Origin of the sequence: Streptomyces sp. NPDC006551, from assembly GCF_040611675.1 — a bacterium.
Taxonomy (GTDB): Bacteria; Actinomycetota; Actinomycetes; order Streptomycetales; family Streptomycetaceae; genus Streptomyces.
Window position 1 is genome coordinate 1 of the sequence record NZ_JBEXOT010000030.1, and the last position, 14,183, is coordinate 14,183.

At 72.8% G+C, this 14,183-nt stretch carries 12 protein-coding genes and 1 pseudogene; 7 read left to right on the forward strand and 6 right to left on the reverse strand.

The features are described from left to right. A pseudogene (gene dnaK, locus ABZY12_RS23890) lies at window positions 1-219 on the forward strand (molecular chaperone DnaK); the annotation flags it as partial. Between the two features lie 25 nt (window positions 220-244). Continuing rightward, entirely contained in the window at window positions 245-676 is a 432-nt protein-coding gene (locus tag ABZY12_RS23895) for a hypothetical protein (RefSeq protein WP_356893550.1), read from the forward strand. A gap of 134 nt (window positions 677-810) precedes the next feature. Here ABZY12_RS23895 and ABZY12_RS23900 read toward each other — a convergent pair whose 3' ends face one another. Continuing rightward, window positions 811-1,968 carry a hypothetical protein gene (locus ABZY12_RS23900; RefSeq protein WP_356893552.1) on the reverse strand — a complete coding sequence of 386 codons (1,158 nt, stop codon included), beginning with the start codon at window positions 1,966-1,968 and terminating at the stop codon, window positions 811-813. Window positions 1,969-2,156: 188 nt separating this feature from the next. Here ABZY12_RS23900 and ABZY12_RS23905 point away from each other — a divergent pair, with 188 nt between their 5' ends. Together ABZY12_RS23905 and ABZY12_RS23910 are read left to right on the forward strand one after the other, a co-directional pair. Beyond that, on the forward strand, window positions 2,157-3,101 hold the full coding sequence (locus ABZY12_RS23905) for an NmrA/HSCARG family protein (protein ID WP_356893554.1): 945 nt from the start codon (window positions 2,157-2,159) through the stop codon (window positions 3,099-3,101). A 261-nt stretch (window positions 3,102-3,362) separates the two neighbouring features. Next, the gene (locus tag ABZY12_RS23910; RefSeq protein ID WP_356893687.1) at window positions 3,363-5,348 is read left to right on the forward strand and encodes a SpoIIE family protein phosphatase; all 1,986 of its coding nucleotides are present in this window, start codon (window positions 3,363-3,365) and stop codon (window positions 5,346-5,348) included. Here ABZY12_RS23910 and ABZY12_RS23915 read toward each other — a convergent pair. The 3 genes from ABZY12_RS23915 to ABZY12_RS23925 all read right to left on the reverse strand — a co-directional run bounded on the left by ABZY12_RS23915 (window position 5,343) and on the right by ABZY12_RS23925 (window position 7,125). Next, window positions 5,343-6,131 (reverse strand): VOC family protein, encoded by a 789-nt coding sequence (locus ABZY12_RS23915; RefSeq protein ID WP_356893556.1) that lies wholly within the window; start codon window positions 6,129-6,131, stop codon window positions 5,343-5,345. The genes ABZY12_RS23910 and ABZY12_RS23915 overlap by 6 nt on opposite strands. A gap of 77 nt (window positions 6,132-6,208) precedes the next feature. Beyond that, a complete protein-coding gene (locus ABZY12_RS23920; protein ID WP_356893558.1) occupies window positions 6,209-6,547 on the reverse strand; it encodes an STAS domain-containing protein in 339 nt (112 codons plus the stop codon). Window positions 6,548-6,678: 131 nt separating this feature from the next. Then, a complete protein-coding gene (locus ABZY12_RS23925) occupies window positions 6,679-7,125 on the reverse strand; it encodes an Hsp20/alpha crystallin family protein (RefSeq protein WP_356893560.1) in 447 nt (148 codons plus the stop codon). A 278-nt stretch (window positions 7,126-7,403) separates the two neighbouring features. On the opposite strand from ABZY12_RS23925, the gene ABZY12_RS23930 reads away from it, so the two are divergent. The 3 genes from ABZY12_RS23930 to ABZY12_RS23940 all read left to right on the forward strand — a co-directional run bounded on the left by ABZY12_RS23930 (window position 7,404) and on the right by ABZY12_RS23940 (window position 11,475). Further along, window positions 7,404-8,318: a diiron oxygenase gene (locus ABZY12_RS23930; protein ID WP_356893562.1), complete on the forward strand. Its 915-nt coding sequence runs from the start codon at window positions 7,404-7,406 to the stop codon at window positions 8,316-8,318. Between the two features lie 37 nt (window positions 8,319-8,355). Next, a complete protein-coding gene (locus ABZY12_RS23935) occupies window positions 8,356-10,002 on the forward strand; it encodes an FAD-dependent oxidoreductase (RefSeq protein ID WP_356893564.1) in 1,647 nt (548 codons plus the stop codon). Window positions 10,003-10,137: 135 nt separating this feature from the next. Continuing rightward, window positions 10,138-11,475 carry a cytochrome P450 gene (locus tag ABZY12_RS23940; protein ID WP_356893566.1) on the forward strand — a complete coding sequence of 446 codons (1,338 nt, stop codon included), beginning with the start codon at window positions 10,138-10,140 and terminating at the stop codon, window positions 11,473-11,475. Window positions 11,476-11,518: 43 nt separating this feature from the next. Here the strand turns inward: ABZY12_RS23940 and ABZY12_RS23945 are convergent, their stop codons facing one another. Together ABZY12_RS23945 and ABZY12_RS23950 are read right to left on the reverse strand one after the other, a co-directional pair. Next, window positions 11,519-12,463, reverse strand: coding sequence for a hypothetical protein (locus tag ABZY12_RS23945; RefSeq protein ID WP_356893568.1), 945 nt, complete (start codon window positions 12,461-12,463; stop codon window positions 11,519-11,521). Window positions 12,464-12,527: 64 nt separating this feature from the next. Then, a complete protein-coding gene (locus ABZY12_RS23950; protein ID WP_356893570.1) occupies window positions 12,528-14,024 on the reverse strand; it encodes an APC family permease in 1,497 nt (498 codons plus the stop codon). Window positions 14,025-14,183 lie beyond the last annotated feature (159 nt).

Sequence of the window (14,183 nt, forward strand, 5' to 3'; positions counted from 1 at the left end):
AAGCTCAAGGGCGACGACACCGCGGAGATCCGTACGGCCACGGAGAAGGTCGCGGCCGTCTCCCAGAAGCTCGGCCAGGCGATGTACGCCGACGCCCAGGCGGCGCAGTCGGCCCAGGCGACGGGCGGCGAGGCCCCGCACGCCGAGGCCAAGGCCGATGACGATGTCGTCGACGCCGAGATCGTCGACGACGAGAAGCCCAAGGGCGGCGCGGAGTGAGCTGCCCGAGCACGGGAGGACGGAGATGGCACGCCTGCGTGTGGACGTCGACGAGCTGGTCGTTCGCCTGAGCTGGTGGGAGAAGGCCGTGGCGCGGCGGGGGACCATACGGATTCCCCTGTCGGCCGTGGCCGGGGTGACGCTCCAGGAGGACTGGTGGCGTGCCCTGCGCGGCGTACGGGAACGCGGTCTGACCATTCCGGAGGTGGTCTGCGTCGGCGTGTGGCGTCATGCCGAGGGGAGTGACTTCCTCTCCGTCCGCCCCCGGCACGGGCCGGTCGTCCTCGTCGGGCTGAGAGCCGCCGCCCCCTTCGTCCAGGTGGCCGTCACCGCCGAGGACGCCGACCGGGTGGTCTCGTTCGTACGGGCGGCGATCGCACAGGACCCCACGGTCCGGCGTCAGGAAGGCACCCACGCCCTCGGCGCCGGCGCCGTCCGGGCGCGCGAGCTGCCCTGAGGCGGCGGCGTCCTCGCGCCGGCGCCTAGCGAGCGGCGGCCTCGGGGAACGGCGGCGCCTCCCGAGCGGGCCTCAGGGAGCGGCGGCCGGCGAGTCCGACCGGCGGGGACATCGGGCCGCGCCGGTCCGGCGGCTCACATGGTCCAGCGGAGCACCGCGCCCAGCCCCCCGGCCGGCCCGGGCACGCTCTCCGGTACGAGGAGGACCTCGCCGCCCGCCGCGGCGGCGGACCGCAACAGCGCGTCGTCGGCGCGCGCCCGCTCGGGTTTGGCGACCCCCATCGCCAGCGCTTCGCCGCGCTGCACCGCCACGTCGTCGGCGCCGGGCCCGATCCACACCTCGCGCCCGGCGTCGGACGCGTCCGGCGTGAGGAGCAGGGTGGCCACCTGGTGGTTGCGGGCCGCGTCCACGACGGCCGGCATGCCCTCCGCGGCCTCTCCCGGACCGGTGTCGACCGTGGAGGCACGGTGCTCCCCCGGTCGGCCCCGGCCCTTGCGGAAACGCTCGAGGGCGCTCTCCAGCCGCTCGCGGGCGAAGTCCTCCCGTACCCGGGTGATCTCCTGCTCGAGGAGGCTCCGCGACGCGCCAGGCGCCCTGCCGCCCGCGACCTCGACGGTGACGGTCCGCATCCGCTCGGGCAGCCGGTGGTGGACGGCCCTGCGCTCACGGGGGTCGCCGGTCAGCACGACCAGGTCGGCGTCGCCGCGCGTCCACTGCCGGGCGATTTCGGTCGCGATGATGTCGGCGGTCTCGTCCCAGGTGTTCTCGAGCTTGTTCCGGTAGTGCCACTCGTACCGGTCGGCGGGAAGGCCACGATGTCCGCGGTCCTGCCACTCCCTGCCCCGGGCGTGGCCCACGGCCTCACGGTGCTGGGCGTCGCGCAGTTCCAGGTCGGCGCCCGTGCGGTCGATGTACGCGACGAGACAGCTCGGTGCGTCGCCACGCAGGCGCGCCAGCGGCGCGACATGGGGAAGCAGCGACCAGGTCGCCTCGACGCCGCCCGGGGTGATCGCGAGCGGGACGTCGAGCACCACCTCGGCGCCCGCGGCGAACAGCGCCCTGCCGGGTGGCGTGCCGGAGACGGGTTCCCGGGAGAGCCGCTCCATGACGGCGCGGGTGGTGTAGCCGTCCGCACCGGCTTCGATGAGCTGCGAGGCGACCGAGCGCTCACGGAGCTCCTGGATCTTCAGCGCGTCCTCGGTGGCGCGCGTGGTGTCGACGTAGACCGAGGCCCAAGGCCCCAGCCTGGTGAAAAGCGGTCTGAGGAAGCCGAGTTCCATGATGTCCCCCATGCCCTCGCGTCCGTTCACCTCGGCGGTGCCCGGCGGCCCCGGCCGCAAACCGGCCCACCCCACCCGGTCAGACCGCTCCACCGGGCGGGACCGCCTCGCCGCGTGAGACCGCCCCACCGGGTGAGGGGGCCGTATCCGGGTAATCGCCGTGCGCAAGGGACGGACGAGGAAGGAAGGAGGTGCCGACGATGGAGAAGCGAGTGGTCACCGTCTTCGGCGCGACCGGGAGGCAGGGTGGCTCCGCCGCCCGGGCGATCCTCGCCGATGACGACTGCGGCTTCGCGGTACGCGCCGTCACCCGGAATCCGGATGGGGACGCGGCCAAGGAGCTGGAGCGGCTGGGGGCGGAGGTGGTGCGCGGCGACATGGACGACGAGGCCGGACTGGGAGCGGCCTTCGAGGGGGCGTACGGAGCGTTCCTGGTGACCAACTTCTGGGAGCACTCGTCGGCGGAGCGCGAGAAGGCCCAGGCCGCGGCGGTCGCGCGGGCCGCCGCGCACGCCGGGGTCCAGCACGCGGTCTGGTCCACGCTGGAGGACACCCGCGAGTGCATCCCCCTCGACGACGACCGGATGCCCACGCTCCAGGGCTCGTACAAGGTGTCGCACTTCGACGCCAAGGCGGAGGCCGACGCGTACTTCGCCGACGCCGGCGTTCCGACGACCTTCCTGCGGACCACGTTCTTCTGGGAGAACCTGCTCGGCGTCTTCCCGCCGCAGCGGGGCGACGACGGTGTCCGGGTCCTGAACTACCCGATGGGTGAGAGCCGGCTCTCCGGAATCGGGGTCGAGGACGTCGGGCGGATGGCGCTGACCGTCCTGAAGCGCGGCACCGACCTCATCGCCGCCACCGTCAGCATCGCGGGCGAGCACCTCAGGGTCGCCGACATGGCCGCGGTCCTCTCCGACGCGCTCGGCGAACCCGTGCGCTACGAACCGCTGACGCCGGACGCGTACCGCGCGCTCGGCTTCCCCGGCGCGGAGGAGGCGGGGAACATGTTCCAGTACTACGCCGACTGCGAGCACACCTTCACCGCCGCCCGGGACCTCACCGCCGTCCGCTCCCTCGACCCGGGTCTCCAGACCTTCGCGACCTGGGTGGCGGCGCACCGGGAGGAGCTGGCCAAGGCCTGAGCCCGCCGAGCGGGCCGAGAGGTACGGACGCGCGGATAATGGGCCCCAGGAATCCGGCCGCGACGCTGGAGGTACCTCGTGACGAGCACGAGCGGTCCGGCCGATGCCGCCGACGCCCCGCACGGCCGATCCGGCCGGCGCGTCGATCTGGCCGCCGACGCGCTGGACGAGGCCCTCGTGGAGACGGCGCGCCAGACCGGGGCGTCCATCGGGGCCGTCTATCTCCTCGCGCCGGACGAGCGGGTGCTGCGGCTGGAGGCCATGTTCGGGGTTCCGGCGGAGTTCGCCGCCCCCTGGGCGCAGGTTCCGCTGCACGCCCCTGCCCCGGTGGCCGAAGCGGTCCGCGAGGACCGTCTGGTCTGGGTGGGCAGCCAGGAGGAGATGGCCCGCTCCTACCCCCGTACGGCGGTGGCGCTGCCGTACCCCCTGGCGCTCGCCGCCGCACCGATCACGGACGCGCGACGCTGGGGGTCGCTGCTGCTGATGTGGCCGGCGACGCGACCGGCGCGCATGAGCGGTCGGGAACGCGGTCACATCACCTCCCACTGCCGGCGTCTGGCCCGGCTCCTGGAGGAGACCGTCGCGTCCGGCGGGCCGCCGAGCCGGGGCGAGGGGCCCCGCGTCGTCCTCCTGGAAGCGAGTCACCGGCCGGCGAGCCCCGCACAGGCGGCCTCCGACTTCGCCGAGCGCCTGCCCGGCGGCTCGTGCGCCCTGGACCTGGAGGGGCGGATCACGTACGTCAGCTCCGGAGGCTGCGAGCTGCTGGGCCGGCATCCCGACGGGCTGCTGGGAACGCTGCCGTGGCAGTCCCTGCCCTGGCTCGACGACCCCTCCTACGAGGACCGCTACCGCGCCGCGGTGATCAGTCGCGAGCCGGTCTCCTTCACCGCCTGCCGTCCACCCGACCGGTGGCTGGACTTCCATCTGTATCCGGACGCCAGTGGCATCAGCGTCCGTATCGTTCCCACCGGGGCCCAGCCGCCGCCCTCACCGGCGCCCCGGCATGTGCCGAGTACCGCGGGCCCGGCGCGCGCGGGGCGGCTCTATCAGCTCATGCACCTGGCCGCCGCCCTCACCGAGGCCGTCGGCGTCGAGGACGTCATCGACCTCATCGCCGACCAGGTGATGCCCGCCTTCGGCGCACAGGGTCTCGTCGTGTCCGTCGCGGACTCCGGCCGGCTCCGGATCATGGGTCACCGCGGCTATGCCGCCGAGGTGATCGAGCGCCTCGACGGCCTGCCCCTCACCACCACGTTCACCCCCGCCGGGCGCACGCTCGCCACCGGAATCCCCTCGTTCTTCGCCGACCCCGAGGAGATGCGGCGGATCTACCCCGAGGCGCCGATGGTCAGCGGCAAGCAGGCGTGGGCGTTCCTGCCTCTGATCATCTCGGGCCGGCCGGTCGGCTGCTGTGTCCTCTCCTACGAACGGCCGCGTGCGTTCTCGGCAGAGGAGCGCGCCGTGATGTCCTCGCTCGCCGGGCTCATCGCGCAGGCGCTGGACCGCGCCCGTCTCTACGACACCAAGCACCAGCTCGCGCATGGTCTCCAGCAGGCGCTGCTGCCGCACACGCTTCCCCCGGTTCCCGGCCTCGACGTCGCCGCGCGGTATCTGCCCGCGACCCGGGGCATGGACATCGGCGGCGATTTCTACGACGTCATCCGGCTCGGCGACACGGCCGCCGCGGCCGTCATCGGTGACGTCCAGGGCCACAACGTCGCAGCCGCGGCCCTGATGGGACAGGTGCGTACCGGCGTGCACGCGCACGCCACGCTCGGTACGCCTCCCGACATCGTTCTTTCCGGTACGAACCGGCTTCTCACCGACCTCGACCCCGGGCTGTTCACCAGTTGCCTGTACGCCCATCTGGATTTCGAGCGGGGCACCCTGTCCGTCGCCAGTGCCGGCCACCCGCCGCCTCTCCTGCGCCGTCCGGAAGGCAGGACGGCTCCGATGGAGGTCACGCCCGGCCCTCTTCTGGGCATCGACCCCGACGCCGTCTATCCCGTCACCGACATCCCGCTCACCCCGGGGCTGCTGCTGGCTTTCTACACCGACGGTCTCGTCGAGACGCCGGGAACCGACATCGACGAGTCCGTGGCCCGTCTCGCCGCGTACCTGGACCGGGCCGACGACCGCGACCTGGGCCTCTTCATCGATGCGCTGCTGCGGCAGGTGCGGCCCGCCCAGGACCGTACGGACGACATCGCGTTCCTGCTGCTGCGCACGCGCGGTGCCGGGTCATGAGGAGTCCGGCGACTCGTCGAGGGTGAACAGAGCTCCTTCCGGGTCCCGCAGGGTGATCCGTCGTCCTCCGCCCCACTCGGCGTCCGTCGCGACGCCCCCGCCGTGCTCGACGGCCACCGCCGTCGCCGCCTCGAGGTCGCGGACCTTGAAGTGGACCAGCCAGCGGGGCCGTAGGTGGGGCTTCGCCGCGCCCTCCTCGACGGGGCCGCTGTTGAGGCGTGCGACGGGCTCGCCCGCGCGGCGCAGCACGACCTGGTCCTCCTCGTAGGACACGTCGCAGGAGTTCGCGTCGGTGTCGCCCCACCCCAGCACCTCGCCGTAGAAGACCGCGGCGTCGAAGGCGTTGCGGGTGTGCAGTTCCAGCCACGCGGGAGCCGCTCCCTCGCCGACACTCCAGTCGGAGAGCACTCCGCCTTCCCAGATCCCGAAGGTCGCGCCCTCCCGGTCGGCCATGAGAGCGGCCCGGCCACGGGGCGGGTAGGAGACCGGCCCCACCCCGATCGTTCCGCCGCGCTCCCGTACGCGTGCGACCACCACGTCGGCGTCGCCGACCGCGAAGTACGCCGTCCACGCCACGGGGACGGCGAGTTCCCCGGCCACGGCCCCGATGCCGGCGACGGGCACGCCGTCGTGCTCGGCGACGGAGAAGGCCCGGCCGAAGCCGGCCTGCCGGAAGGTCCAGCCGAGCACGGCGCCGTAGAAGTGCTCGGCCGCGCGCAGATCCCGCGCCACCAGACTCAGCCAGCACGGCGCGCCCGACACGTCCGCGGCCATCAGCACCATGTCCGCCGCCTCCCTCCGTACGTCACGTGCGTACTCGTGCCGCTGCCCACGCGTTCGGCTCCCATGCCCGCGGCGGTTCAGGGCCCGTGATCGGGCGGGCCCAGCAGGATCCCGGCCGTCCCCGTCGTGTGGAAGAGGCGCTCGACCAGCGGGGACGTCACGTTGACGACCCGCAGGGCGGCGCCTCGCGCGCGGGCTTGCCGCCCGGCCCACAGAAGCACTGCGAGACCCGAGCAGTCACAGAAGTCCACGCCGGCGAAGTCGACGTCGACCCGGCTCGCGCTCTCCGAGAGCGCGGCCCCCAGGGCGTGGCGAAGCTGGGCCGCGGTGTCGATGTCGATCTCTCCCGCCACGACCACGGTGGCGCGCGGGCCGCTTCGGGTGATCGCGGTCTTCAGCACGGGAGGGGCGTCCATGGCCGTGGCCTCCGTTCCGCACGTCGTGCGCAGAGAGTCGTGCAAAGCGGCGGGCGCGGAAGGGCGGGGCCATCCCCGTCCTTCCGCGCCGCATGGGACGCCTCGCTCCGCCTGCGCCGCCTCGCCAGGCGTCACGCCGGTCGTTCACCCTTGATCTCCTTGCGCGTGGAGCCTGCCCCGATGGGGATCCGGCGTGCCTTGGCGCGCTCGCTGATCGGGATCCGCAGGGTCAGGACGCCGGCGTCGTAGTCGGCGTCGATGCGCTCCACATCGAGGGTGTCGGCCAGCATGACCTGCCGGGAGAACACGCCGAGAGGCCGCTCGGAGAGTTCCATCTCGACATCGTCGGTCTTGCGCGACGGCCGCCTCTCGGCGCTCACCGTGAGCATGTTCCGCTCCACGTCGACGTCGATCGCGTCCGCGGAGACGCCGGGGATGTCCAGTGCGATGACGTACTCGTCGCCTTCGCGGTAGGCGTCCATCGGCATCGCGGTCGGCCTCGACCAGGTGCCGGGCGTTTCGAGGAACTGCCGGGTGAGGCGGTCCAGTTCGCGGAACGGGTCGGTGCGCATCAGCATCGCGATACACCTCCAGCCGGATCAGCGTGCCTGTCCGTGCGCTTCACCTGTCTCCTGTGTAGCACGTCATCCAAAGGATGACAATCGGTACGTCATCGGACAGATGACGCGGACGTCGCGGCACCGAGGGGCGTCCGCCGTGAAGAGATCGCGCGGATTTCCTACCGAGGGGTAGGCCGGGCCACTTCCCCTGTTATACGTTCCGTCTAACAGCTTGCTAGACACCGCGTCTAACAAGCGGGGATGGCGCGATCTCTCTCGAGTCAAGGAGCCGCATCATGGCAAGCAGCACCGTCCGGCCGGATCACCAGGACCGGCTCCAGGAGCAGGACGTCGCCCGGCGACTGCTCGCATCGGCCGCGAAGCTGTCGTACGACCCGGCTGTGGAGGTGGACTGGGACACCCCGCTGGACAAGGACTTCCACGGCGCGAGCCCGGAGTGGAGCACCCTCTACGGCACGGCGTACTGGGACGAGATGACCGACGCGCAGCGCAAGGAGCTGACGCGGCAGGAGGCCGCCTCGGTGGCCAGCACCGGCATCTGGTTCGAGATGATCCTGCAGCAGATGGTGCTGCGGGACATGTACGCCAAGGACCCGACCGACCCGCGGTTCCAATGGGCGCTCACCGAGGTCGCCGACGAGTGCCGGCACTCCATCATGTTCGCGCGCGGCGCCGCGAAGCTGGGCGCCCCCGCCTACCGGCCGCACCGGATCGCCGTCGAACTCGGCCGGGCCTTCAAGACGCTCGCCTTCGGCGAAGCGGCGTACGCCGCGATCCTGGTCGCCGAGGAGGTCCTCGACGTGATGCAGCGCGACTGGATGCGCGACGAGCGGGTCGCACCGTTCGTCCGCACGATCAACAACATCCATGTCGTGGAGGAGTCGCGGCACATGAAGTTCGCCCGCGACGAGACGCGCAAGCGGCTGCGGCACGCCGGCCCGCTGCGCCGACAGCTCCACGCCTTCGTGATCGCGGTCGCCTCCTACGTCATCGTCACCAGCATGGTGAACCGGCACGTCTACGCCAACGCCGGGCTCGACGCCCGACGCGCGATCGCCGAGGCCAAGTCGAACGAACACCACAAGTCCCTGATGCGTTCCAGCTGTTCGGGCCTCATGGAGTTCCTCGCCTCCGCCCGTCTCCTCACCAAGCCGGCGCTGGCCTTCTACAAGCGCGCCCACCTGATCTGACCCGAGCCGACCCGCCGAACCGACCCGAGCTGACGAGATGACCTACGCCATCACCCAGACCTGCTGCAGCGATGCCACCTGTGTCGCCGTATGCCCTGTCAACTGCATCCACCCGACCCCGCAGGAGCGGGAGTTCGGCAGTACGGAGATGCTCTACGTCGACCCCCGGTCGTGCATCGACTGCGGCGCGTGCGCGGACGCCTGCCCGGTCGACGCGATCTTCCCGGTGGACAGCCTCTCGGGTCCGGGGAAGGAGTACGCCGCCATCAACGCGGCCTACTTCGCGGACAAGGAGCCCGAGACCGCCGACGACGGGCCGAACTTCCACCCCTGGGGCGCACCGCTCTTCGAGCGGAGCCTGCCGTCCGACTTCGCGCCGATCCGGGTCGCGGTCGTCGGCACCGGCCCGGCCGGCATGTACGCCGCCGAGGACCTGCTGCTGCACACCAACGCCGAGGTCACGCTGGTCGACCGGCTCCCGGTGGCCGGCGGGCTCGTCCGGTACGGCGTCGCCCCGGACCACCCGGCGACCAAGAAGGTGGGGGACGCCTTCGCCCGCTTCCACGCCCATCCCCGCGTACGGATGGTTCTGGGCGTCGAGGTCGGCGTGGACCTCACCACGGATGAGCTCGCCGCGCACCACGACGCGGTCATCTACGCCGTGGGCGCCTCCACCGACCGCCGGCTCGGCATCCCCGGCGAGGACGCGCCCGGCAGCATCTCGGCGACCACATTCGTCTCCTGGTACAACGCCCACCCGGAGGTGGCGCCCGACGCGATCGACCTGTCCGCCGAGCGGGTCGTCGTGGTCGGCAACGGCAATGTCGCCCTCGACGTCGCCCGCATCCTCGTATCGGACCCGGCGGCGCTGGCCGGGACCGACATCGCCGACCACGCGCTCGCGGCCCTGCGGACGTCGAAGGTGCGCGAAGTGGTCCTCCTGGGGCGGCGCGGTCCCGAGCACGCGGCGTACACCGCGTCGGAGCTGCTCGCGCTCACCCACCTGCCGGGGGTGGCTCTGGTCGTGGACGACGGCGATCCGCGCACCGGCGAGACGATCGACGGGGCGGCGGCCGGCGACAAGGCTGCCCTGCTGCGGGGCGTGGCCCGCGCGACGGTGGACTGGTCCCGGACGGCGCCCCCGGGACGGCGGATCGTCCTGCGCTTCCACTCCGCGCCCGTGGAGGTGCTCGGCGAGGAGACGGTCGCCGGGGTCCGGGTGACGGAGGGTGCGGGCCGGCTCGACATCCCGGCGGGCATGCTCCTGCGCGCCGTCGGCTACCGAGGTGTGCCGGTGTCGGGGCTTCCCTTCGACGAGGCGACCGGCACCGTGCCGCACGAGCGCGGCCGGGTGACGGGGCGACCGGGGACGTACGTCGTCGGCTGGATCAAGCGCGGTCCCTCGGGCGGCATCGGAGCCAACCGCACGTGCGCCGCCGAGACGGTCGGTACGCTCCTGGCCGACGCCGTGGCCGGCGCCCTGCCCGCTCCCTCGCGCACACCGAGGGCGTTCCAGCGCCTCGCCCGCCGCCGTGGCCGCCAGGTCGTCGACGCCCGGGGCCTGGCCGCCATCGACCGCGCCGAGCTGGCCCGCGGTCGCGCGGACGGGCGGCCGCGGGTCAAGCTCGGCACGCTGCCGGAACTGGTCGCGGCGGCGAAGGGCAACCGCTGGATCCGGCCGTGAGGCATGTCCGTACGGTACTGCCCCGGCCGCCTGGCCCCGGCGTCGTCGGCCGAGGTCATCGTCCTCCGTCCGTCCGTACGTGATCCTCCGCACAACGGGGGCGGACCCCGCGCGGGCGCGTGTTAGCGTCCGCCCGTGATCTTCCAGGCCGTGACCGGACCCGCGCCGCACCCCGGAGCGAGCGGCGGCTGCCCGTACGGCCGGACCGCCGCCTCGGGGCCGGACGCGCTGCCCGGCCGGCACGGCGTCCTCGATCTCTTCGACGACGGGTTCGTGCGCGACCCCTACCCGTGGATGGACCTCCTCCGCCGGGAGTCCCCGGTGCACCACGATCCCGCCACCGGTCTGTGGCTGGTCAGCCGCCACCGCGACATCCGCACGGTGCTGCTCGATCAGACCGCGTTCCTCCCGGACAACGCGCAGCACGCGGTCACCCCCCTCGGAGTCCCGGCCCTGCGGGTGCTGGCGCGGGCGGGGTTCCGGGTGCGGCCGGCGCTGGCCAACAACAGCACGGCCAGTCACGCCGGTCTGCGGCGCGTGGTCACACGGTTCTTCAACGCCCACCGGGTCACGGCGGCGGTACCCGTGATCGAGCGGATCGCCGACGAACTCCTCGACGGGGTACAGGACCGCGTCGACGCCACGGGAGGCTGTGACCTGTTCACGTCGTTCGCCCAGGTGCTTCCCTGCCGGGTGATGATGGAACTGCTGGGCGTCGACGGCCTCGACGCGGCCACGCTGGCCCGCTGGAGCGACGCTTCGCTGGAGCTGTTCTGGGGACGGCCCACTCCCGAGCGTCAACTCGAACTGGCCACGCTGGTCGGCGAGTTCCACCAGTGGCTCACCTCGACGGTGAGCGACGGAAAGGCCCCCGCGGACAGTCTGATGGGCGCCCTGACGCGTCACGTACTGCCGGACGGGCGACCGCTGGACGTCCAGACCGCCGTGGGCGCCTGCTTCTTCGTCTTCGTCGCCGGCCAGTCGACCACCGGGCAGCTCATCTCCACCGTCCTGCGCCGGGCGTTGGCCGAGCCCGGGCTCTGGCCCCGTCCCGCGCAGGACGAGCCGCTGGCCCGTGCCTGGGTGGAGGAGGTACTGCGGCGGGAGCCGCCGGTCACGTCCTGGCGCCGGGTGACCTCGCGACCGGTGGAGCTGGGCGGTGTCCGGCTCCCGGCCGGCGCGCAGTTGCTGCTGATGCTCATGGGGAGCGGCTCGGACCCGGAGGTCTTCGACGGACCGGCGGTGATGCGCACGGACCGGGCGGACGTCCGCCATCACCTCGCCTTCGGGGCCGGGCGCCACCGCTGTCCCGGGGCTTCCCTGGCCCGTACGGAAGCGGCCGTGGCCCTGCGCGCGGTGGCCCGCCGGCTGCCGACGGCCCGGCTCGCCCCGGCCGCGGCCGACCCTCCGATGCTCGGTCTGCTGTCCTTCCGGGCGCCGCTGCGCATCGACGTGGTGCGCGGCACCGGCTGAGGCGATCCACCCGTGGGCCGAACCCGGACCCGGCTCGCGGGGCTCAGGCTCGTCGTGACTTGTCGCGCCAGAGCGTGAAGAGGTGTTCCGGGTCGCCGCTGTAGGACCAGGGGACCCGGGTGGCCCTGTTGTCGAGGAGGTCGAAGACGGCGCCGGCCTCCCGGTGCATGCCCGCGTGGACGAGGCCGTGGGCGACGTGGTTGAGGTCGGCGACGTCCTGTGCGTACGCGGTCGTGCGGGGGACGATCCACCTCTCCAGGGTCTGGCGCAGGTCCCAGCGCGCCCGTTCGCCGGTCCAGTGGTAGGTGAGACCGATCGTCGTGCGGCCCTCCGTCTCCGTCCGGTGCCGGTACTCCTCCGCTCGGGCCACCTGCGGGAGCGCCACCAGCGGGGAACCCGCGGGGGCGTAGGCCGCCGCGTCCCAGGCGAAGTTGTACGCCGTCGCGTGCGAGCCGTGCCAGCGGGCGGAGAGATGGCGCAGTGCCTGGTGGTGGCCTTCCCGGTGGTACGGGTCCCGCGCCTGGAGCTCCTTCCACCAGTGGGGCATGTTGGGATCTCCGTCCTCGTACAGCCTGCCGAGCGTCACCAGGGAGACGAAGGGGTGCGGATCCTCGGGAGCGAGGTCCGAAGCCTGGAGGCAGAGCCGGGCCACCCGGTCGAGGCTGTCCCTCGCCGGCAGCGTGCCGGTGCGGGCGGCGGCGAACAGGCGCATCACCTCGGTCTCCGCACGCAGGATCGCCGCGTCCGGGTTGCCGGGTTCGGTGGCGTGCCAGACGTCGACGGTGCGCCGGTTGGCCGCCGCGTCGGCGAGCAGGCGGATGCGGTGGGAGCGCCGGTCCCAGTCGTCGCGCGGTTGCCGGGACAGCAGGTCGCGGGCGCCCTCCCAACGGCCCATCACCATGTCCTGGCAGCCCTCGGAGAGGGCCCGGTCACCGTGGGCCGGATCGTAGACCGGTGCTCCGGAACGGCGGCGCAGCCAGGCTGGCATGGCAGGACACTCCTCGGATCGGGCCCGGTTCGGGTGGGGCGGAGGACGGCGGGCGGGGTCGCGTTCAGAAGTCGGTGAGCACGCCGTCCCTGCGTTCGGCGGCGGCGAGCGCCGCCTCGGTCCCCGTATCGCCGTCGTACGCGTCCATCGCGTCGGCCTGCTCGGGGTCGAGCGGCCGGGGCCGGAAGTACGAACTGCCCTGGAACCAGGACAGCGACATCGGCACCACGCCGAGGCCCAGCGCGCCCAGGCCGATGGCGAGGGAGGCGCGGCTCAGCTCCGGAAGCGACACCGCGAAGATCCACATCATGAAGAGCGCCCCGCCGAGCGGCCACAGGCCGAGGAAGAGCAGGTTGCCGACGGATGTGAACAGCACCTTGCGGTACGCGACGACGGCGGAGAGACCGGCGAGGGCGTAGTAGAACGCGATGGGCAGACCGATGCCGCTGACGGCGTCGCGGACGAACTGCGTACCGGAGCCGACCGTGGCGGAGACGACCACGAGGAACAGGGCGACCGCCGCCACGGTGACCGTCGCCACCCAGGGCGTCCGCCATTCCCGGTGGATACGGGAGAACACGGCGGGCACCGTGCGGTCGCGGCCCATGGCGAAGAGCGTGCGGGTGGCCTGCAGGAGCGCCGTCTCCAGGGTGGCGATCATGGACAGCATCACGGCCAGAACGAGCAGGCGGCCGCCCCAGCCCGGCCAGACGGCCTCGCCGAGCAGGGTGAGGAAACCCTCGGGGTTCTCGCGCACGGCGTCCGTGCCGAGGAGGACGGTGGCGGCCAGGGTGAAGACGACGAAGACCGCGAACGACACCAGGACGCCGACGAGTCCGCCCAGGCCGAAGGCGCGGCGGCTGTTGCGGGTCTCCTCGCTGAGGTTGCTGGTCACGTCCCAGCCCCAGTAGCTGACACCGGCGATCAGCGCGCCGCCGACGAAGGTGTGCGTGGCGTCGAAGTGGCTGAATCCGAACCAGGAGAGCGAGGGGTCGGCCGCGTTGCCGTCCTTGGCGAGGGCGGCGACGGCGAAGCCGATCAGCAGGACGAGCTGGGCGCCGGTGAGCACTCTGCGGGTGTACGGGCTGATGCGGGCGCCCAGCGCCACGACGCCCGCCATGAGCAGGAACCAGCCGACGCCGACGACCGTGGCCAGGGTGGTGTCCCCGGCCCACTCCGGGTCGAGGAGGGCGAGGGTGGCGGCGCCCGCGGGCACGGTGGCGGAGACCAGGAAGACGGTGGTGGCGACGACCAGGGCCCAGCCGCCGAGGAATCCGAGGAAGGGGTGGAGGGCGCGGGCCGCCCAGGTGTAGGTCGCGCCGGCGTTGACGTCGAGCCGTCCGAGGTGGCGGAAGGCGAGGGCGATGCCGACCATCGGGAGGGCGCAGTAGAGGAGCACCGCCGGCGCGGCGACGCCGACGGCGAGCACGAGCGCGGGGATCGTCGCCGCGACGGTGTACGCGGGACCGCAGCCGGCGACCGCCATGACGATGGAGTCGAACGTGCCGAGGGCGCCGGCCCGCAGACCGCCGCCCCCCTCGCTACCGGTTCTGCTGCTCACGTGCCGTGCTCCTCCGATGACGTACAGGTGAAGGATCCTGCCGCGCCCCTATGCGGGAGCACAAGGGGAAGCTGCGATTTCCTTTGACCAATCGGTAGCCTGCGGAGCAGGAAGGCAGCTCTACAGGATTCCACCTACGGATTTCGTCGTCTGGAGCCC

Coding starts and splice junctions, on each gene's coding strand:
- ABZY12_RS23895 (WP_356893550.1), top strand. CDS start 245: ATGGCACGCCTGCGTGTGGACGTCGACGAGCTGGTCGTTCGCCTGAGC.
- ABZY12_RS23900 (WP_356893552.1), bottom strand. CDS start 1,968: ATGGGGGACATCATGGAACTCGGCTTCCTCAGACCGCTTTTCACCAGG.
- ABZY12_RS23905 (WP_356893554.1), top strand. CDS start 2,157: ATGGAGAAGCGAGTGGTCACCGTCTTCGGCGCGACCGGGAGGCAGGGT.
- ABZY12_RS23910 (WP_356893687.1), top strand. CDS start 3,363: ATGTTCGGGGTTCCGGCGGAGTTCGCCGCCCCCTGGGCGCAGGTTCCG.
- ABZY12_RS23915 (WP_356893556.1), bottom strand. CDS start 6,131: ATGGTGCTGATGGCCGCGGACGTGTCGGGCGCGCCGTGCTGGCTGAGT.
- ABZY12_RS23920 (WP_356893558.1), bottom strand. CDS start 6,547: ATGGACGCCCCTCCCGTGCTGAAGACCGCGATCACCCGAAGCGGCCCG.
- ABZY12_RS23925 (WP_356893560.1), bottom strand. CDS start 7,125: ATGCTGATGCGCACCGACCCGTTCCGCGAACTGGACCGCCTCACCCGG.
- ABZY12_RS23930 (WP_356893562.1), top strand. CDS start 7,404: ATGGCAAGCAGCACCGTCCGGCCGGATCACCAGGACCGGCTCCAGGAG.
- ABZY12_RS23935 (WP_356893564.1), top strand. CDS start 8,356: ATGACCTACGCCATCACCCAGACCTGCTGCAGCGATGCCACCTGTGTC.
- ABZY12_RS23945 (WP_356893568.1), bottom strand. CDS start 12,463: ATGCCAGCCTGGCTGCGCCGCCGTTCCGGAGCACCGGTCTACGATCCG.